Consider the following 20,596-nt stretch of genomic DNA (forward strand, 5'->3'; position numbering starts at 1 on the left):
TAAATAAAAAAAATAAGAAAATAATCAGGGTTTTGTAGCTATTATTGCTTATAATTATGTGTCTATTCGTACATAAATTTTGATTCTGCAACACCTACGGTTCTCAACAGCCTTAGCTCTCAAGCGGTTGAGGTAGAGTAAAATAGAAAACAGTACCGAGTCCTAACACACTCTCAGCCCAAATTCTGCCGCCATGCTGTTGTACTATACTACGGCAGATAGCTAAACCCAAACCTGTTCCTCCTTTTTGGCGGGAGTCACTCGCATCGACTTGTTGAAAGCGTCTAAAAATAGTTTTTAGCTGGTCATGGGGAATGCCTCGTCCTTGATCTTGAATTTTAAATAAAACGTGGTCTGGCAGCGCTTGGACACTCAGCGTTACTGTACTCTCGGTCGGCGAAAATTTAATTGCGTTGCTTAGCAAATTAACAAGAGTTTGAATCATCCGGTCTGAATCTGCCCATACTTGCACCGAAGAAGGCACAACACAAAGCGTAATCTTGTTTTCTACCGCTAGAAATTGCACGGTTTTTAGAGACTGATGCATTAATGTCGTAGCATCGCACCATTGCTTTACGAAAAAGACTTTGTTCGCTTCCAAGCGCTCTAAGTCGAGAATATCATTCACCAAACGTACCAAACGTTCTGTGTCCTTGGCGGCGATTTCTAACATTTGTTTTGCAGTGTCCGGTTGGTCTTTGAGTACGCCAGCGGCGAGTAATCCCAAAGAACCGCGAATTGCAGTCAGAGGGGTTCGTAGTTCATGGCTGACAATCGAGATAAATTCTTTTTTCATTTTCTCAATTGCCCGACTTTCCGTGATATCTTCTACTATGCCAACATAACCTGTAAGTTCACCAGACTCGCAAAAGATGGGAACTGACATAGTTCGACCAAACCGGATAGTTTTGTCCTTGTGGATACAACGAATTTCACTGCGGTATCCCTGCTTTGCTGCCACTGCTGCAGCCCATTGGGGCATAATAGTTTCTAAATCCTCTGGGTGAAGAAATTGCATCCAGCCATACCCCAAACCTTCCTCAAAGGTATAGCCAAAAATTGCCTGACAGTGAGGATTAGTATAGATAATTTGCCCCTGAGCATCACATCTGAAAATGCCCACGGGTGCAAACTCCGTTAGAGAACGAAACAAGGCTTCGCTTTGCCGCAATGCGACTTCTGCCCGTTGGCGATCGCGTAGTTCTTCCTTAAGTTGCTGATAAAGTTCTGATTGTTGAATGGCGATCGCCACTTGGCTACTTAATTGCTTGAGCAAATCTATTTCCCAAGTTTGCCATTCTCTTGGTTCACTGCACTCGTGGACAATCAGCAGTCCCCAAACCGTGTCTTGTTGGATAATGGGAACCACCAGTTCTGCCCTAACTTGAATTTTTGCTAAAAAGTCCGCAAAACAGGGTAATATTTCCTCGTTATCACGATTGGTAAGGGTGTAAATCTGTCCTTCGAGATCCCGTTTTTGGGATCGTTCGGGGAAAATCTCTTCGGGAAATTTCTGGTGTAAAATCCTAGTCCAGTCTCCCACAACAGCTTCGGCAACGATACTGCCAGTACCATCTGGCTGAATTTGGTGGACTAAAACTCGGTCAGATGCCAGCAATTTTTGGACTTCAGTAACAACAGTGTTAAGGATTATTTCCAAGTCGAGGGACTGGCGTATTTGTTGCGTGAGCCTTTTGATTAACTGCTCTCGTCTGAGCTGCTGTTCCAAAATGAGTTGAGAGCGTTCTAACTCAACAGTCCGCTGTTTAATTCGGATTTCTAACTCCTCATTAAGTTGCTGTAGGGCAGCTTCGGCAAGTTTACGTTCTGTGATATCTTGTGCTATTCCTGTAATGTACTTGACTTGCCCTTCATCCTTAACCGGAAATCCTCGGTCTCGAATCCACCGCACCGTTCCATCTGGGCGCACAATGCGATACTCATGCTCAAACACTTCTAAATGTGATTTTTCAACAAAAGTCGCTAGCACTGCTTCCCGGTCATCCGGATGGGTACTATTAATAAAGTTTATGTTACTGGCGTATAAGCTTTCTATGGAACGCCCCCAAATTTTTTCGTATGCTGGGCTGATGTAGAGCAACTGGGGCTTTGTGGGGTCTGATATCCAAAAAACATCTTCGATGTTCTCTGCAAGGTGGCGAAATCGCTCCTCGCTTTCTCTCAAAGCAACTTCTGAGAGCTTCTGCTCTGTGATGTCCTCTGCTATCCCTGTTATACGCTGGAGTTGTCCGAGCTCATCCTTAACCGGAAACCCTCGGTCTCGAATCCAACGCACTGTTCCATCTGGACGCACGATACGATACTCATGCTCAAACAGTTCTGTGTGTACTTTATCACCAAGAATCGCTTGCACTCTTTCGGTGTCATCAGGATGTATGCTATTCATCCAATCCATTCGAGTGGCATACAAACTTTCACACTTGCGCCCCCAAATTCTTTCATAGACAGGGCTAATATAAACTATTTCGCGCTTTTGAGGATCTAATATCCAGAAAACATCTTGGATATTCTCTGCTATTTGGCGAAACCGCTCCTCGCTTTCTTTCAAAGCAGCTTCTGTCTGCTTACGCTCAGTGATGTCCCGCCCCACTGATACCCAATGAGTCACCTGATTGCTTTCATCCTCTATCGGGAAAATATTAACTTCAACCCAAAATTCTCTGCCGTCTTTGGTATAGTTAATCCCTTCAACCTGCACTGGTTGACCACTTTGCCGTGCTGTACGAATTTTATCTAAAGTTGCTGGGTCAGTTTTTTCACCTTGGAGAATACGCGATGTCTTGCCCAAGACTTCCTCTAAGGTATAACCTGTCATTTGGGTAAAAGCAGGGTTGGCGTAGACAATCGGGGAAGCCATAGGGTCAGTGGGGTTTGCCTCGCTAATTATTACTCCGTCATTTGTATGAACGACGACAGATTGCAACAGACGCAGTTGTTCTTCTCTGGCTTTGCGATCGCTAATCTCCATTACAGTTCCCAGCATCCGCACCGCTTGACCTTCATCGTTATAAAAAAATCTTCCCTTTGCCTCAATCCAGTGGATACTACCATCAGACCCAAAAATCCGTAGTTCTTGATGATAATCATGCCGCTCAACACGTGCCTGATTCAAACATAAAGTCGCAGCTTCTAGGTCACTTGGATGAACACGAGCTATAGCAGATTCGTAAGTTTCTGGAAAACTTCCAGGTGCCAACCCAAATAATTCTTCTTGACTGCTTGACCAAACCACACAATTAGTGAGCAAATCCCATTCCCAAATCACCATTTTCGCGGCTTCCAAAGCCATGCTCAGGTGCTGACTAATCTTGCTTCTTTCATTAACTTTACACATAATAATTACTATAATTTACTTTAATTAATCAATTTATTTTACTTTTGTTAAAGCTACTAACTGAAAGCTTATTATATGTTGTGAATGCAAACTATTTATTACGCAATTTTTCTCAAATTATAAAATCATTTTTAACACCTTACAATTGAGCCGTTTTTACCTGTAATATCAAATCCGTTTAATTATTTACACCGCTGATTCTATGATGAAACCACAAATCTGTCGGGTCAGCATTGCTTACAAAAGTGAGCAATACTCACCTAACAGAAAACTACTATATCATTCAAAACTTTCCGCGTCCCCATGTCTATTCATCTCCCTTGTCTTATTCACTCAATCTTAACCAGATAAATTGCACGTTATTTAATCTGTAATCCTTCTAATTTTTGTAATTGTTGTCTTTTGTTGTGTCCGTTCTAGCCTATTAAGAACACGGGTTATCAGTTCTTGTTCCACTATTGGCTTACGCAGATAATCATCAGCTCCTACCGCGTACACTTGACGCACTATTTTTGCATCGGAATGGACAGAGAGAAACAGCACGGGTAAATGATTCCAACGGCTGTCAGTGCGGACTACTTGGCATAGTTCAATGCCATTAAAATTTGGCATCTCAATGTCTAAAATCAGTAATTCGGGGCTAAAAGTTTCTAATTCCTTCCAAAAATGTTGAGGCTGTTGCAGTGTAGTGACTTGAAATCCCAAAGGTAAAAGCAACGATTTCACATGATTTAGCACAACGGGGTCATCATCTACAACCATAATTTTAGCTTCATCAGTAGCAACAGACTGATTCAGTGATTTCCTGACAACAGAAAGCACTTCATCCACAGGCGTAGTTTTGTGGAAAAAGGTATGTGCCCCGAGACGAGCAGCTTCTACCCGACAACGAAATTGATGGGTAGCGGTAAAAATTATAACAGGTATTTTAGGATGATTCTGGGTAATTTCTGATAGGAAGTTTAAACCATTTTCCTGTGAGTTGGAAAAAGTCAAGTCTAGTAAAATCACATTGGGAGAGTATGAGGCAAGTACGCTTTTTGCCGTGGTCAAGTCTGTAGCTATCTCTACCTGTAAGCCCCAAGCTGCGGCATCTAATTTGATTCGTTCTGTTAGAATAGTATCATTATCAATGATCAGCAGTCGCGGCAATGGTAGTTTAGAGGTTGCAAGGGTAGCAGCTTGAGATGACTGCTGCAATATGTTTTGCAGTGATGTTATTAATTTCTCCAATCTCTCCAACTGCCAAACTGGGTACTGCTGCCAACTTGTTAAACTTTGCAGCACGACTTCGATTTGGCGTGCTAGTTTTGAACCTTCATGAAAGCCGTAACAGCCTAAAGTACCAGCCAAGCGGTGAGCCTCTGTCTGTGCTTGCTGCATCAGATAGCTGTCTGGGTTTCCAGTGGATAAGTGTGCTAGCACTTGTTCAAATAACTGCAACTGTTCCTGTAGACGGCTCCCTTTAAACTCTTCCCACATCTTTTTGACAAGAACTATAACTTCTGCTTCGGCTTTGCGCTTTTGCGAAAGCTCAGAAGATGATAAAGATCTGCGCCTATTGTGCTTGTTTGAGTCTTGTCTAATAGTGTCTTTTTCATGTTTTCGGAGCCGATAACCCAATCCGTAAAGTGTCTCAATCAAATCTTGGGTCATTCCCACTGCTTTTAACTTTTGCCGCAAACCTTTAATTTGGGTTGTCACAGCTTCCTCTCCAGAAGATTCAGAGGATAACCAAACGCTGTCGAGCAAAGCACTGCGAGTGAATATTCTGCCAGGATTTCGCAAGAAAAGCTCTAATAAACTATGCTCTTTGGGGGTGAGGTGCAAACTCTCGCCGTTATAGGTAACAACTCTTGTGTTGGTGTCTAGAGACAAGTTTTCCCAACTCAATATTGTAGGTAATATCACCTTTGCCCGCCGCAGTAAGGCTTTCATCCGAGCTACTAACTCTGACAGGTCAATAGGCTTGGTTATGTAATCATCAGCACCCGCCTCCATACCTGTAACGCGAAGGCTGGTAGTATTATTTGCAGTCAGCATCAGAATGGGCATATGATAACCCTCTAGACGCAGTTGCCGACAAAGGTTAATGCCATCCATCTTAGGAAGCATCACATCTAGCAAAAGCAGGTCATATTCAAACATTTTTGCCAACTCCAGCCCAGTTTGACCATCTTTTGCAGTCTCAATCTGGTAGTTGTATGCCTTGAGTGCTTTTTCAAGCAATAAAGCATTAAACTCATCATCTTCTACCAAAAGAATTTTCATCTAAAATTCTCCCCTTTTGAGACATTCATGCCTGCTGTATTGATTTTATAAATTCTTGATAAGTAGGATAGTGGTACTGCCAAAACGAGAGCAGCCTGTGTTATGCTCAAATATCCGGCAGCAGTGGTTGATCCCTACATTTTTTCATTCTAAATATGCGCGCTGCAATTTTGCCCCCACTTGAAGAGCACAAGGTAATATCTTTATACATCTAATGAGAACACACTTTTAAGTTGTATTTGTATAGAGAGTCACCCTGAATATCTCTAAGTGCCAAGTTCTTGAACTAGTCGTAAAGTACAAGAAGTTGACTATTGGCTACCAGAAATCCAGTATATCTAGAATAGTAGAAATTTTTTTAAAATCTATCCAAGATTAAGCTCATAGTTTCCAAAATTGGTCAAAAATCTATAAACACTATGACAATGAAAAAAAAAGAATGTTAAAAATCGTAGTTGCCAAGCTTAAATTGTTACAACTACTTACTTCTTACTTAGTAAAGATAAACACTCATTTATACTGTTTGTAAGTATTATAATATACTTGTCTGCGGTTTGCGGTTATGTTTTGTAAATTTTTTTCTATTAATAAAATATAAAAATATTGAGTAACAGTAAACAGTTATAATTATCATTTGCATTTACATTTGTAAAATCAATATTAAGCTAATAAATTGATTTGTGGAGAAATTCCAAAAATCCTTAGTGACAGAAACTAACTGATAACTGAACACTGCTAAAAAAGCACTTGAACAATATGTAATAACTAACTATGAATCAGGGGCAACAAACGGCTATTGAAGGCATCTACGAAGTGTGTATTGGGGTTAAAGAGCCAATTTCTGCCATTCAGTATTGGGAACTATTTGGCTACCGCGTTGGTCAAGTAGGTGAATTATCACAAGCCGCAGCTTACCAATTATATGGAGTTAATTCATCTTTACGTTCGATTCGCCTTTACCACCAGTATACAGATCATGGTTTGCTTCGTCTGATGATTTGGCAAAACCCTACTAATGAGGGATTAGGGATGGGGTCGATGAAAGTGAAGGGAAATCGCTGGGCAACGAGCTTAACGGATGATGTGTTAAGCATCTTAAATCATGTAGAAGAGGCTAAAACAGCCGGTTGGGCGATTAAATATACATACCCTCACTGGGAAATTATTTACAACAAGGACAAGAAAAGCCGTCCTTTTATCGAACCAGTGATCGGGGTGCGAGAAATGGCTTTGTTGCAACCCTTGACGCGACAGGTTTTCTTTCAGAGGTTTGGTTATACTCTGCCACATTACGGAAACATCAACAAAAATTGTACCCTCAAAACCAGCCAGTTTACTCATATGGGCATGGTCATTCAGGATGACAGCAAAGAAACTCTAAAGTTTTATGACGAAGTTTTGGGTTTGCTGCGGGTACGTGACGATGTAGAAACAAGCTACGAATCTTCCTTAGCAGGTCGAGAGATTTTTGACCTCCAACCAGGGGAAAAGTTTTCTCTTACCGCCTTTGATGACCCCAGATCTTCAACAACAAACGTGTTTGCTGCCCGTTCCGGTAGACTTTACATCATTCGCTTTCCTGATTTTATCAAGTTAAATTCCCAGTTTGAAGCCGCGCAACCAGGTTGCTTGGGAGTTTGTCTTTACACTTACCGGGTACGAGGACTAGATCTGTACTGCGATCGCATTAAAGCAAGTCCTGTGCAGAAGTATACAAACATAGTTGCCAACGAGTTTGGAGAGCTGAGTTTCTCCTTCGTTGCACCAGATGGCTACTTTTGGACGTTGTTAGAAGCTGTGTAAAGTTGTTAAAACGGAGATGAAGTGTTGTAAATTTACATTGGGAGATATTAACAATGCCCAGTTACCAAACTAAAACACAATGGCTAGCTTTGGTTGTACTTGGGATTGTGTCTGCACTCCTACTGGTAGTCGCAATCACAGCATTCAGAATATACTTTTACGGCAGCGCTAACCGTATTGTCAAAGCTGATGCTGCAATAGTTTTGGGAGCAGCAGTTTGGGGAGAGGAACCATCTCCAGTTTTCAGAGAAAGAATTAACCACGCAATAAACCTTTACAAAAAAGGAATTGTCCGCAACATTATTTTCACAGGTGGCGTTGGCAAAAACGATCATCTCGCTGAAGCCGTTGTGGGCAAACGTTACGCAATGGCGCGGGGGGTAAAACCAGGCAATATTCTCATCGAAACAGAATCGCACACAACTCACCAAAACCTAGAGTATGCTCAGAAGGTGGCTTCTAAGTACCGTTTCTCCAAGTTTCTCATTGTCAGCGACCCCCTGCATCTTAAGCGAGCCGTGTTAATGGCACAAGACTTGGGAATGGATGCCTATCCATCCCCTACACCCACCACTCGCTACCGCAGTTTCAAAAGCCAGTTTGATTTTCTGATGCGAGAGACATATTTTTACTTTGTCTACCTCGTGTTAAAGTACTGACTCAGAACTCAGAACTCTGAATTCTAAGTTCTTTTCAAATTCTTGTGGAGTGGGCATCTTGCCATTGGTGTCAATTTAAGCCAAAACCCTTCTAAAATCTTGTTTCCAGGTTCCACCTGGAAATGCCCTTGAAGCGGCTCTGCCGCAAGTAATACCATTTCACTAAATTTTTGATACAAATGCACCCCACCGCCTGCGGCACCTCCCCGATGCCTTGGGGAGGTTAGGAGGGGTTATATCATGTCCGATTAAATAACCTTACTAAGTTTGTAGTGAGGACAAGAGTCCTCTTGGACGAAAACAAGGACTCAAGTCCAAACTACATATAAGTTTTATTATGGGTAATTTGCCGGACTTGATATTATATGTTTCAACCAAAAAGTGAATTGGTATAAGGCAGGCAGAGCCTCGCAATGGTATTCCCAGCCAGAGACTGGGAACAAGGCAATTCTGAGTTCTTTTCAAATTCTTGTGGAGTGGGCCGGAAAGCCTGCCCAGATAATGCAAGCTTATTGTGGAACAGCTTCAGAGTTAACTCTTGACTTTTCCAAGAGGCTTAATGAGAAAACTAAATCTCCTCCGCTTCTGGTAGCGGAAAAGTTTCACCGGCTAAATAAGCATCAAAGTGCTGTTGGAAGTAAAGCCAAGAAGTCATATCTTCCACATCAAGAAACGATTTAGGTGCATTCTTGTACAAAGGAACGCGGGTATTGATTTCATCTTGCAGCAATTGCGGCAACTCGCTAAAGCCATTCACTTTGCTTCCATAAGCACTGTAGATCAGATGACCGAGGCGTGCGCCCATCTTCATCCAAGGAAGCCATTGACCAATTCTATCCCAACTCAGCTTGAGTTCAGTCACACTCTTGAGTTCAGAGTTGAATAAATCTGCGGTTGGAACTGTTAATTTAAACAACTCTGCCGCTTGATAAATGCTGTGTGGGCTATATTCTGCAAACTTGGGATTTTCCCCCAAAGGATTGGGATAAGTGGGAAATATATCAAACACGAAGGTTGTACTGTCTCCTTCTACAGGTGCGGGAAACTTGCTTTTAAAATGACCCTGCACAGGATTATTGGCGACGTGTACCACTGGGACTGTTTCTCCTGTCCAAGGATTATCCCACTTGTGCAAAATTTCACTTGTTTCTGGGCTGAGGTAATAAGTCAGTTCCCTAGAGGTAAAATCCCAGCTCCCCTCTCCTGTAGGAATACACCTACTGACGCTCATGCCGACAATTTTAAATAAGAGTTTTTTCTTTTCACCTGGGACAAAAGCGTAAATATTGCCTTTCCAGACGAGAAAGGTTGATTCGTTGGGGTCTAGGGATGAACGAGTTTTCACCCAGTGCTGGGCATCAAATTCTTTGATTTGTGCGACCATCTACAGCATCCTTGGTTTGTGAGTGAGGGAAAAATACCTTTTGAACCAGGGGTAATTTAGCAGCAGCTACCAATTTACACTAGATTTCGGTCAAAAATGCGGTTTAGGGCTATTTGGAACCGCAGATGCACGCAGATAAACACAGAACAATTTATCGCACGTTGATTTGACCCCATCCCTAGGTAGGTTCTTCTAGTTGATTGTCAAGACGGCGAAATAAATATACCCATATTGGCAGGGAACTGTTAATCGCGATCAGTCGCACCAAATGACCTCCTGTTACAATTTCAACATTATGATGCAATGTTAAGGCAACTAAAATCATTTCTGCTGAACCTCCGGGTGCTGTTACTAACAAACACGTTAACCAGTCCCAGGAAGTTAATTCCATAGCAAGGATGGTGGCGAGTCCCCCTGCAACAAGGGTCATTCCTACAGACATCAAGGCGTAGGCTATACTCCTTTTCCCAAAAGTGGGTTTGTCACCCCAATACTCACCGATGGTAATTCCCAGAAGCATTTGACCTACTATGTTGACTAAAGGCGGCAAGGTAAAGTTAATATCACCTATAAAAGGCAGCCAATCCAGCAAGGGATTAAACGCGATCCCGGCAACTATTGCACCGAAAAATTCACCAGCCGGAATTTTGAGTAATACAGCAAGATATACTCCTAAGGAGCCAAATAGCAATGCCAATAATAGGAATCCTAATTGGGATGGGTCGAGACTGAATAAGACAGTTTTAATGGGAAGTGCTTGTGGGTAAACTTGATGACCGGATAAGACTTTAGCAACTAGGGGAATGAGAAAAACTACGCTCGTCACGCGAATCGCTTGTACGAGTGCTACAAGGGTAACATTTCTGTTGTAGTCTGCGGCGATCGCTGACATCATTCCTACACCGCCAGGAACTGTAGCCAACATTGCCGTTAAGAAATTCGTTTTGCTTAAGCGTGAGTAAATATAGCCAATCAGAGTACCACACAGCAACAGGAAAAAGGTAAGAAGAGCAAAAACAGGAAAACAAGAAGCAACATTAGCTAGATCCGCGTGGGCAATAGAAAAGCCGACATTCAGCCCAACAAGTGCCATTCCTGTCTTTCTGGCAGTTCGGTTAGGTTTGGGAGTATAGCCACCCCAAACCCGATACGTCTGAAGCACCACTGTACCAGAGATAAGACCGCCAAATATCCAAGCAATTCCTCCAATCTGGAACCTTGTCAAGATTAAACCTAGGGGTAAGGCTAGAAGTATTTCCCACCCTAAGACAATCAATGGCTTGACAGATATTTGCTTGGCAACAATGACTTGCTCTTGAGTACTAACTTGTTTGGGAGTCGCTACGCTTAAGGTGTGATTCATCAATTCGCGTTTTTTAAATTAATTTACGATTTACCCCAAGCTAGCGCGATCGCACAAAATACGCAGCGACTCATTGACGTAAATCTTAAGTAAATATAAAACTTTAGAACGCAGAACACAGAACGCAGTTGTCAACTGTTAACTGTTAACTGTTAACTGTGAACCGTCAACGGTTAACATTCTGATACTCTCGCTGCGTGCGTGCCGTGCGGGTTTCAAGTACAATCTTGCAGTAAAATTTCCTCTGTGTCTGGCTTTTAGACAAGAGTACTCTACTTCATTGACTTGTAATCTACTGTATCTAATGGTACATAACAGGAGCATGATGAAGAACTTCTACATTTTGGATAGTGACTAATCCATCTCTGACCATTTCTCTGACTTGGGGTAAAAGTTCTGCAAGTGCTTCTTCGCGGTCAATCATTGTCACTACTATCGGTACGTCAGAGGACAACTCCCATCATTGAGAGGTGTGACAAGTTGTTTGTTTGCCAAACCCTGCGATCGCTTGCGTCACCGTTGCACCAGCAATTCCCCGTTTTCGGGCAAGTCCAATTAAAGCTGCCTACAACGGTTGATGATACCAACGATCCGATTTCCCGATGTAGATTGTCAGTTGTTTCCAGACTGCCATAACAATTATCAACCTCCACAATCTAGCTATGGCTGCGCCTAACTAAATGCTGCTCATTTCCAGTATTGCACGTATTGGGTTATGTCTGGGTTTTGGTGAGCATTACCCGAAAGATACTGAAATCTTTTCAAAAATAAAACCGGATTGCTATATACTCAAATATTGCTTCAAAATTCTGACTACTGAGTTGTGAGTTCTGAGTACTTTTTTGGTAAGCCTTAAAACAGTGAACAGTGAACAGTGAACAGTGAACAGTGAACAGTGACCAGGAGTGACGCTTTCTCGGGCTGGTGTGGTTGTACTGACACCAACGCTCTCTGGTGCTCTTGGTGGGGGACTTAAACATGCAAAGGATGAAACTGATAACTGATAACTGATAACTGATATAAGAATGTGCCAGAAGCTCACACCATAACTGTACTCAGTTTGGTGTGGGTAGTTCACAGTAAAACTTTCACCAAATAATCGATTAAATAGTTAAAGTACGCTCTCAACTCCACAGCTGCTTCAGTTGAGACTTGCGCTGAATTTTCCCAATAGCTTATGTACTTATCTTGAATTAACTTGAATGCTTTCACATATGTCTCAACTGACGGCTGATGGTGAGTGATGATTCCTTGATAAAGTAAACGGGCTTCAATTCCATTTTCCAAACAGCTTCCAAGCAGCTTTAAATATCTACCAAGGTTATGACGAAATACTTCTCTTTGGGGATGTTGCGAACCCAATAACTCATCTGCTACTTCTTGTGCTAATTCTTCTCGATGAGCTAGTAGCCAAAATCCTGCTTCTAGACAAGCTGGTGATTGTCCGTCTAAGCTTGGCAGTGAGGTAGTGAGCTGTTGGATCTGTGCTAGAGATTGTTGGAGTTTGTGGTGTTTGCCTTGAACATCTGCAAGGCTTGCTTTCCCCTCTGAACGCTTATTATCCTCTAGCTCGCGGATTAAATTTTCAACACTTGGTTTGATGTTCTCAATAATGATATCTGTCTGCTCCTTCAGCACGTCCAGCACTTGCTGACGCAATTCGTACTCTAATAACCTGTCTAACCGATTTTTTGTACTATCTTGCAGAATGTTGAACTGGTGTTGTAACTGCCGAATAAGTAACTCCAGACGTTGTTCTGTGTTTGGTAAACCTTGATAAAAATGCCGTTCCAGAGAATCGACTCGTTTTTGCAGAGATTGGACAGATGCTCTATTTAACCAAGGGCTGATGATAAATACTGCAAAGTCCTGCAAAATCTTGATAGACTTCTGCACAACTCCTACTTTGTTTATGTTTTGCGCCATTAGACTTGTCCTCGGAGGTAATGACTGATCCATTCGATTCCCAGGGCTTAGCCCATATTTGGGTTATTGTCTAGAGCAGTCAAAAATATGACTTATATGCCAATAGTTCCTTCTTTCATGCTTAGAATGCTGTTATCCCAAGCAAATACACTTCTCAACCTAGTCATTCAACCTTGTAACTAGCTATACTAGCCTAGTTGTCATAAATATCACGCAGCAATAATTGATTAATTTCTAAGTATAAACTACTACCAGAAAATTTTCTACATTTTAGGAAGAAAAAGAGAGATAAGTTTTAGCCTTTTTTTAGGAGAATACTTCTATTTTTTTGTTTTTGGAAAAAAATACTCAATTTTTTGCTTATTTACCGAAGAAAGGCAGAGGGCAGAGGGCAGAGGGCAGAAGGAAAGAAGGTAAGCTTTGATACAAAAATAAGTCCTCTGTTCTCTGCCATAAGGTTTAAAGCCCCTGAATTTATTTATGGAGAAAAATAAACGCGTAGCAACTTTATTAAATCCCCCGAATTCATTCGTGGGGACGCCTTCTGCCTTCTGCCTTCGTACTTCTGCCTTCTTAACAAATTGACTCACGAAATACTATAGGGAATATCCACAAATAAACCTTTTTTACTGATTTTTGTAATTTTACTAAAAATTTTGTTTAGGACAGAATTTTTTGTATTTTGGCTCTGCCCATGTCCGGAGGATGTTTAGTTAAACAACTGTAGGAATATGCGAGGATTTAATTTATAGCCAGAAACAAAGTTCATACTATAAAAGATTAAAATTTACTACTTAAGACAGTTGTTTTTATTTCATAAACATATACATTTTCAAGTGTAGGGATGCTGGTTATACTCATCATTTGTCTAGCAGCCATGAATTATTAGTAATGGCAAAAGACAGCTTTGAATGAACATCTTAGAAATCATGTCGAATGGCTATTTTGTTAAATAAGGTATATGAATAAGTAAAATTATTGAAATTTTAAATTGTATTGGTAAATACCAAAAATTGAAATTGAAGTTGCATTTTGAAATAAAATGTCAACACTTGAGTGGGAAAACCGTACTCAATTGGAGCGCAATTTCTACCTGGTAGATCTGTGGTTGGGTCGATACAATGAAATTGCGGCTTAAGTAATGCTGTTGCTATAAGCAAATTACAGAATCAGTACAGCATTACAAGGAGAGCAAAAACATGAGAAATCAAATCAAAACAGCTGCATTACTAGCTTTATTAAGTGCAATTTTGATTGCCATCAGCTACTGGGTGATTGGCGGAACCAGTGGTATTATTATGGGAATTGTCATAGCAGCAGTGACAAACTTATTTTCTTGGTATCAATCGGATAAAATTGCGCTGGCGGCATACCGTGCCCAGCCAGTATCACCGCAGGAAGCACCAGGGCTGTATCAGATGGTGCAAAGATTGTGCGCACGCGCCAATCTGCCGATGCCTCAAATTTACATCGTTCCCAGCCCAGCCGCCAACGCTTTTGCAACAGGACGTGATCCAGAACACGCTGCTGTCGCAGTAACAGAAGGTATATTAAATTTATTACCAGAAGACGAACTCGAAGGCGTCATCGCCCACGAACTCACCCACGTTGCCAACCGTGACACCTTAACACAAGCTGTTGCGGCAACAATTGCTGGTGCTATATCGTTTTTAGCCCAAATCGTTAGCTACAGCGTTTGGTATACTCCATACTCACGGGATGACCGTAACAACGGTCCAAATCCTTTGGGGATGCTGTTAACAATATTCCTTGCCCCAATTGCTGCAACAGTGATTCAACTGGCAATTTCTCGCACGCGGGAATTTTCTGCAGATGCAGGTTCTGCGAAATTGACTGGTAATCCTCGCGCCTTAGCCCGTGCGCTGCAACGTTTAGAAGCGACAGCAAGGCAACTGCCTCTGCAAGCCAACCCAGCCTTTGAGCCACTGTTGATTACAAATGCGTTCTCCGGACAGTTCCTCGGCAGCTTGTTCTCTAGCCACCCTTCTACTGAAGCACGAGTTGAGGCATTGCTAAAGTTAGAACAAGAACAACTGTCTAGAACATCAGAGTTTTCATTTAGGCGATAAAGGGACTGGGGAATAGGGACTGGGGACTGGCGACAGTTATCAGTTATCAGTTACCAGTTTTCAGTTATCAAGTACCATGCTGGTACTGTTCACTGTTCACTGTTCACTGTTGACTATCCCTAATCCCCAATCCCCAATCCCTACAGGGTGCAGCTATCAAAGACAACTACAGTATTGCATAAAGGAGCCTAACCATGACTTACAATGCAGATAACGAAAACTTAGTCGTCGTACATGTCAGCCCTCAAACCAATGAAATGGTGGAAACTGAGATGGCAGGCGAAACCGATGAAGTGAAGGATGAAACCAAAGCACTGATTGAGGCGATTAGAAGACGTGCTCAATCTGAGGCAGAATCAGCAGGGACTCTCACGCGTGAAACTTATTTGAATGCAGTACGTCAAGCACGGGAAGCCCTGGAAGGCGACAAACTGATTGAGCGCGATCGCATTGAACACGCGTTTGCAGTCCTCCAGCAGGAAGCCGAGAAAAACTGGCACTTGCTGTTCAAAGAAATAGCAGAAGTAGGCGATCGCTTCCAAGCTGCTGCTAAAGCTGCATGGGATGCTTTCAATGCTCCTCGCCCTCAACGTTAATGTTTCACCCACAAAACAAATGCCATGCTGTAGAGACATGCAATTGCGCGTCTCTACATTTTTGCGTTTTTGCATGAGATTTCTTGAGGTGGAATGACTAGAATTACAAATGATGCTAGATAATGAAAAAGCTCTAACATTGACTTGGATTCTCTAGCTCGGTTATTAAGAATTAACACTTATGCGAACTTACTATTGCGGCGAACTCCGAAAAGAACACATTGGAGAAACTGTCACCTTGTACGGATGGGTAGACCGTCGCCGCGATCATGGGGGTGTGATATTTATAGATTTACGCGATCGCAATGGCATCGTCCAAATCGTCAGCGATCCGCAGCGTACTCCTGATTCCTACGAATTGGCAAATACCCTACGAAATGAATACGTTGTTGAAATCACTGGTAGAGTGACGCAACGTCCGGAAGAATCCCTCAACCCCCGCATACCTACAGGCGAAGTTGAAATTTACGCCGATAAAATTAAACTCCTCAACTCAGTCCGCAAACAGTTACCATTCCAAGTTTCCACCGCTGACTCGGATCAAGTGCGGGAAGATTTGCGGCTGAAGTATCGTTATTTAGATTTGCGGCGCGATCGCATGGCACATAATATGCAGCTGCGTCATCAAGTCGTTAAAGCTATGCGCCGTTACCTAGAAGACGTGGAAGGTTTCATGGAAATCGAAACCCCCGTCCTCACCCGTTCCACTCCCGAAGGTGCGCGGGATTACATTTTACCCAGCCGCGTCAACCCTGGCGAGTGGTTTGCCTTGCCGCAATCACCGCAGCTATTCAAACAGTTGCTGATGGTATCAGGTTTTGACAGATACTATCAAATTGCGCATTGCTTTCGTGATGAAGACTTACGCGCCGACAGACAACCAGAGTTTACTCAGTTGGACATGGAAATGAGCTTCATGTCCCAAGAAGAAATTATCGAACTCAACGAAAAGTTAGTTTCTTATATCTTCAAGACAGTAAAGGGCATTGAAATACAGCTTCCCTTTCCGCGTCTCACCTACGCCCAGGCGATGGAACGCTATGGCAGTGATAAACCAGATACACGTTATGGTTTAGAACTCGTCAATGTCTCGGATGTCCTTAAAGACTCTGGTTTCAAAGTCTTTCGCGAAGCCGTTGCCAATGGTGGTATTGTCAAAATTCTTCCGATTCCCAACGGGAACGATCTCATTTCTAACGTGCGTATCAAACCAGGCGGCGACTTATTCAAAGAAGCCAGCGAAGCCGGTGCCAAAGGTTTAGCTTACATCAGAGTTAGAGATGATGGTGAAATTGACACCATTGGCGCGATTAAAGACAACCTCACCGCAGAACAAAAACAGGAAATTTTGCGCCGTACAGATGCAAAACCTGGTCATTTGCTGCTATTTGGGGCTGGTGACGCAGCTACTGTTAATAAAACTTTAGATAGGTTGCGGCAAGTTGTCGCCAGAGAATTCGGGTTAATCGATCCAGAAAAAATCAACTTACTCTGGGTGACAGATTTCCCAATGTTTGAATGGAACGCACAGGAAAATCGCTTAGAAGCCTTGCACCACCCATTTACAGCACCTAATCCCGATGATTTGAGCGACTTGAAAACTGCAAGAGCGCAAGCTTACGATTTAGTGTTTAATGGGTTTGAAGTTGGCGGCGGTAGTCTGCGGATTTATCAACCAGAACTACAACAACAAGTGTTTGAGACAATTGGCTTTTCTCCTGAGGAAGCGCACAATAAATTTGGCTTTCTGTTGGAGGCGTTTGAATATGGCACACCGCCTCACGGTGGTATTGCCTACGGTTTGGATCGCTTAGTGATGTTGCTAGCTGGGGAAGAATCAATTCGGGATGTCATTGCTTTTCCGAAGACGCAACAAGCACGTTGTTTGTTAACAGATGCGCCTTCGCAAGTGGACGCGAAGCAGCTTAAAGAGTTGCATGTTGCTTCAACCTACAAGCCAAAGTCGTAGTTAAGGACTCATTCTTGACACTCCCCCTCCTAGAAGGAGGGGGATTGGCGCGAAGATTTCGCGTTGCTTATCCTAATTGCTTGGGTTAAGTGGCACACCCCGTTCGCCACAAAGGCAGAATGTTGTCTTCTAAATTTTAGATTGTAGCATTTCACAAGAGCAACGCCCATTTGCTGGCTCCTCCCACCTTGCGCAAGAACCGTACTCTGCTGAAACTTTTTCGAGTAAGTAAGTAGGCGTTATTGACATCCTCCCCGCCCTATAGAGGGACGGGGATTCCAAAGAATCACTTCTTGGTTTTCCTGGTTGCTCCCTTACGGGATTTCGGCACTTGCCTAGCCGTTTCCGACCCCGGTAGTACGCCTGCACAGGCAGTTTCCGTTCCCCGATTGTCCACGGGTACTACATTCAGTCCACGCAATAGCACCATCTGGGCCGCCGCATGATCTCGATGAGTCTGATATCCACATTCAGGGCACTGATGCTCCCTCACATCGAGGAGCTTCCGCACCGTTGCACCGCAATGTGGACAGGTTTGGGATGTACCGTTAGGGTTGACGCGCATAAAAAATGCACCACGCTTCCAGCACACCCATTCTAATAAACTCAAAAACTGACCAAACGAAGCATCAATACAATCTTTGCGAAGCATCCCGCGATTAAGTCCAACTGCGTTGAGATCTTCTGCAAAGATGGTTTCTGCCTGGTCACAAAGCTTGTGAGCGGTTTTGAAATGGAAGTCTTTACGAGTTTCGGCAATGTGATCGTGCAATCTGGCTACTTTGATTTGAGCTTTTTCCCAATTGGCAGAACGTTTCTGTTTTCTAGCCGCTCGACGTTGCAGCAATTTCAGCTTGCGATGTTGAGACTTAAGAAACTTGGGACGTTCAAAAAAGCTGCCATCGGACACCGTTGCAAATCGTTCCAGCCCAAGGTCAATCCCAATAGCTCTACCGTGCAGCGGAACGTCGGGAACGGACACATCGGACTGAATCGAAACAACCACATACCATTGCGTTCCACGCGCCTTGTTTTGAACCCGAACCTGTTTTACCTTGAATCCGTCAGGAATTGGGCGACTCATGCTAATCGGAATACTACCAATCTTAGACAAGTTGATGCAATTGCCAACGATGGGGTTCTCTCGAAACTGTGGATACACAAAAGACTTGAACTGTCCAAACTTCTTGAATCGTGGAAATCCATGTCCCCGTTCTTGAAACGCCTCCCAAGTATCGTGCAAGCGGCGAATCGTTGTTTGCAATACTTGAGAGTGGACATTCTTAAGATCTGTCCACGACTCTTTGAGTTTTGGTAAATCGTTCTGTTGACGATGATAGGACGGAAACGGCACATCGGCAGGAATAATGTATTCCCGCTCGATAGAACACCGATCCACCATACCAGATCGCGAGTTTATCCAGTCCTTCAATTCACGCAGCGCACGGTTATAAACTTTGCGCGACGTTTCAAGCCAATCAAGCATCAGCGCCGATTGGTGAAGGTCTGGGTAAATGCGATATGTGTAATTCATTGTCAACATACGCTTCTGTTACCACAAGTTTGTCGAGATGGTAACGCTATATATGATAAGAGATTGGTGACAAGTCGAACACCCCAGATAACAATAACTAAAAGCCATTGTTATCTGGGGTGTATCTCCTTGTCACCCGCCTTACATCCCCACCGCACAGGCGGATGGGGAATTACGGCGCTAGGTTAAAGCGAGCTACGTTAAGTTTTGTAAAGATGGTTGGAGCCTTTTAAAACAAGCTTTTTGTCATATTTTACAAATTGTTATATAGGTTTGTTTATTCCCGCCTACCTACTTAATAAAGTGTAACTGGTGGGCTTCCGCCTTTGAGTCCTCATAGTAATCAATATTGCCGTTTGCATTTGCATTCAATATAGTTCTTCTGGCTGGGGGGCTTATCCTGCCTGTGATAGATGAATCAATGATTTTAGTCTGTATATTTATCTCCACTAACTGAAAAGCAATTTCGTCAATTATTTTTATTAGTATTCCTACTATCGGTATTCAAACAAACATGATATTATTGTTTAGTAGTTAGGCTGTCATAGTCTACGTAAAATTGCTGTATTCTACATCACCTTCTTATTGTGTGTGACGTGTCTACCAATAATAAAAATCAAATTGCACAGAAGGTGTAACCGACTACTGTCGAGTTAATCACGCTACATCGATAGTGTGAGTCAAAAGTATTGATTGTTTGCAGTCGCTGTGATTGGGGTGCGATCGATTAGCCGCTGGGTGTTCTGCACAAATAGTATCCTCTTGTAGGTTCAGTTAAGTTGAAAAATTAAGTTTGAGCTACTGTTAAGCCTGAGGTTGGAAATCCTTTAAACACTAGTAGTGTATTGATTTTCAGACTATCTAAGGCTGACTGTATATTGGACTGCAATTAAATAGCTGATTGTTGACGAGCGGAGTTGGGCTTCGATGGTCTTTTTGATCTCAGTCCCTCCAACGTAACCTTCTTGTTGTGTGTAGTTTGTTTACCAATGAGGGAGGTCGGATTGCAGAGAAGGTGTGACCGAAATCGAAAACGTTCAAAGCGACGGGCTATCTACTGCCCAATTGATGGATGCTATCTCCAGAGTGTGAGTCAAAAGTATACATTGTTTGCCGATCGCCCCGGACAACTCCAGCAACGGGGAGTCAGCCGACAGAATGCCTTAATGTTGCTAGCGGCTAAGACCGCAGTTTCCTTAGAAGATGAATGGTTGGAAGCATTCTGGTGCGAACAGTGCCAAGAAACGAAGTGGTATCACGTCCAAAAGCACGTTAGCAAAGCTTCTCACAAAGAGGGTTGTAGCTATGAGGTGTCAGTAGCATCCGTAGAACATTGGCAACAAGCGATTGGGGTAATTGACCCCAAGGGAAATCCTTCCGTAGGCGAGTTTACTCGTAGGAATGCAAGGATGGTTGGCTCTCAAGGCAACAAGTATTTCTTGTTTGGAGGTTAAGCGTTAAAGGCAGTCGCAATTCAATGCATCATATCATGTCCGAATGAACACTTATAAAAAACGAAGAACCTCAAGAGCCTTCCTTCCCCTCTCCGAAATCGCCCAGAGGGTTGGGGTGAGGTCAAAACAATTCAAAATTCAAAATTCAGAATTCACGCATTAATACCCCATGGCGCGCATCCAGGGGCTTGA

13 protein-coding genes and 1 pseudogene are annotated in these 20,596 nt (G+C 42.9%); 7 read left to right on the plus strand and 7 right to left on the minus strand.

What is annotated here, in order from left to right; genetic code table 11:
- Positions 1-112 precede the first annotated feature (112 nt).
- On the minus strand, positions 113-3,355 hold the full coding sequence (locus ACM0OZ_RS16795) for a PAS domain S-box protein (RefSeq protein WP_414583957.1): 3,243 nt from the start codon (positions 3,353-3,355) through the stop codon (positions 113-115).
- Between the two features lie 363 nt (positions 3,356-3,718).
- Positions 3,719-5,626, minus strand: a complete 1,908-nt coding sequence (locus ACM0OZ_RS16800) for a response regulator (RefSeq protein ID WP_414583959.1) — start codon at positions 5,624-5,626, stop codon at positions 3,719-3,721.
- 771 nt (positions 5,627-6,397) lie between these two features.
- On the opposite strand from ACM0OZ_RS16800, the gene ACM0OZ_RS16805 reads away from it, so the two are divergent.
- On the plus strand, positions 6,398-7,429 hold the full coding sequence (locus tag ACM0OZ_RS16805; protein ID WP_414583960.1) for a VOC family protein: 1,032 nt from the start codon (positions 6,398-6,400) through the stop codon (positions 7,427-7,429).
- Between the two features lie 53 nt (positions 7,430-7,482).
- On the plus strand, positions 7,483-8,088 hold the full coding sequence (locus ACM0OZ_RS16810) for a YdcF family protein (protein ID WP_414583961.1): 606 nt from the start codon (positions 7,483-7,485) through the stop codon (positions 8,086-8,088).
- Positions 8,089-8,656: 568 nt separating this feature from the next.
- Here the strand turns inward: ACM0OZ_RS16810 and ACM0OZ_RS16815 are convergent.
- From ACM0OZ_RS16815 to ACM0OZ_RS16825, 3 genes and pseudogenes are all read right to left on the minus strand, one after another.
- On the minus strand, positions 8,657-9,472 hold the full coding sequence (locus ACM0OZ_RS16815) for a DUF1838 domain-containing protein (protein ID WP_414583962.1): 816 nt from the start codon (positions 9,470-9,472) through the stop codon (positions 8,657-8,659).
- 178 nt (positions 9,473-9,650) lie between these two features.
- Positions 9,651-10,835, minus strand: coding sequence for an AbrB family transcriptional regulator (locus tag ACM0OZ_RS16820; protein WP_414583963.1), 1,185 nt, complete (start codon positions 10,833-10,835; stop codon positions 9,651-9,653).
- Positions 10,836-11,136: 301 nt separating this feature from the next.
- Positions 11,137-11,352 (minus strand): annotated as a pseudogene (locus ACM0OZ_RS16825) (DUF190 domain-containing protein).
- On the opposite strand from ACM0OZ_RS16825, the gene ACM0OZ_RS16830 reads away from it, so the two are divergent.
- Positions 11,316-11,471 carry a hypothetical protein gene (locus tag ACM0OZ_RS16830; protein ID WP_414584032.1) on the plus strand — a complete coding sequence of 52 codons (156 nt, stop codon included), beginning with the start codon at positions 11,316-11,318 and terminating at the stop codon, positions 11,469-11,471. The pseudogene ACM0OZ_RS16825 and the gene ACM0OZ_RS16830 sit on opposite strands and share 37 nt — an antisense overlap.
- Before the next feature lie 438 nt (positions 11,472-11,909).
- Here ACM0OZ_RS16830 and ACM0OZ_RS16835 read toward each other — a convergent pair whose 3' ends face one another.
- Positions 11,910-12,761, minus strand: coding sequence for a hypothetical protein (locus ACM0OZ_RS16835; protein ID WP_414583964.1), 852 nt, complete (start codon positions 12,759-12,761; stop codon positions 11,910-11,912).
- A gap of 1,199 nt (positions 12,762-13,960) precedes the next feature.
- Here ACM0OZ_RS16835 and ACM0OZ_RS16840 point away from each other — a divergent pair.
- From ACM0OZ_RS16840 to aspS, 3 genes are all read left to right on the plus strand, one after another.
- Positions 13,961-14,851, plus strand: coding sequence for a zinc metalloprotease HtpX (locus tag ACM0OZ_RS16840; RefSeq protein ID WP_414583965.1), 891 nt, complete (start codon positions 13,961-13,963; stop codon positions 14,849-14,851).
- A gap of 194 nt (positions 14,852-15,045) precedes the next feature.
- The gene (locus tag ACM0OZ_RS16845) at positions 15,046-15,447 is read left to right on the plus strand and encodes a hypothetical protein (RefSeq protein WP_414583966.1); all 402 of its coding nucleotides are present in this window, start codon (positions 15,046-15,048) and stop codon (positions 15,445-15,447) included.
- Between the two features lie 181 nt (positions 15,448-15,628).
- Positions 15,629-17,416, plus strand: coding sequence for an aspartate--tRNA ligase (gene aspS / locus ACM0OZ_RS16850; protein ID WP_414583967.1), 1,788 nt, complete (start codon positions 15,629-15,631; stop codon positions 17,414-17,416).
- A gap of 286 nt (positions 17,417-17,702) precedes the next feature.
- Here the strand turns inward: aspS and ACM0OZ_RS16855 are convergent, their stop codons facing one another.
- Positions 17,703-18,950, minus strand: a complete 1,248-nt coding sequence (locus ACM0OZ_RS16855) for an RNA-guided endonuclease InsQ/TnpB family protein (RefSeq protein WP_414583968.1) — start codon at positions 18,948-18,950, stop codon at positions 17,703-17,705.
- A 1,004-nt stretch (positions 18,951-19,954) separates the two neighbouring features.
- On the opposite strand from ACM0OZ_RS16855, the gene ACM0OZ_RS16860 reads away from it, so the two are divergent.
- Positions 19,955-20,404, plus strand: coding sequence for a hypothetical protein (locus tag ACM0OZ_RS16860; protein ID WP_414584026.1), 450 nt, complete (start codon positions 19,955-19,957; stop codon positions 20,402-20,404).
- Positions 20,405-20,596 lie beyond the last annotated feature (192 nt).

It is taken from the genome of Scytonema sp. PCC 10023 (genome assembly GCF_963920835.1).
Taxonomy (GTDB): domain Bacteria; phylum Cyanobacteriota; class Cyanobacteriia; order Cyanobacteriales; family Nostocaceae; genus Kalymmatonema.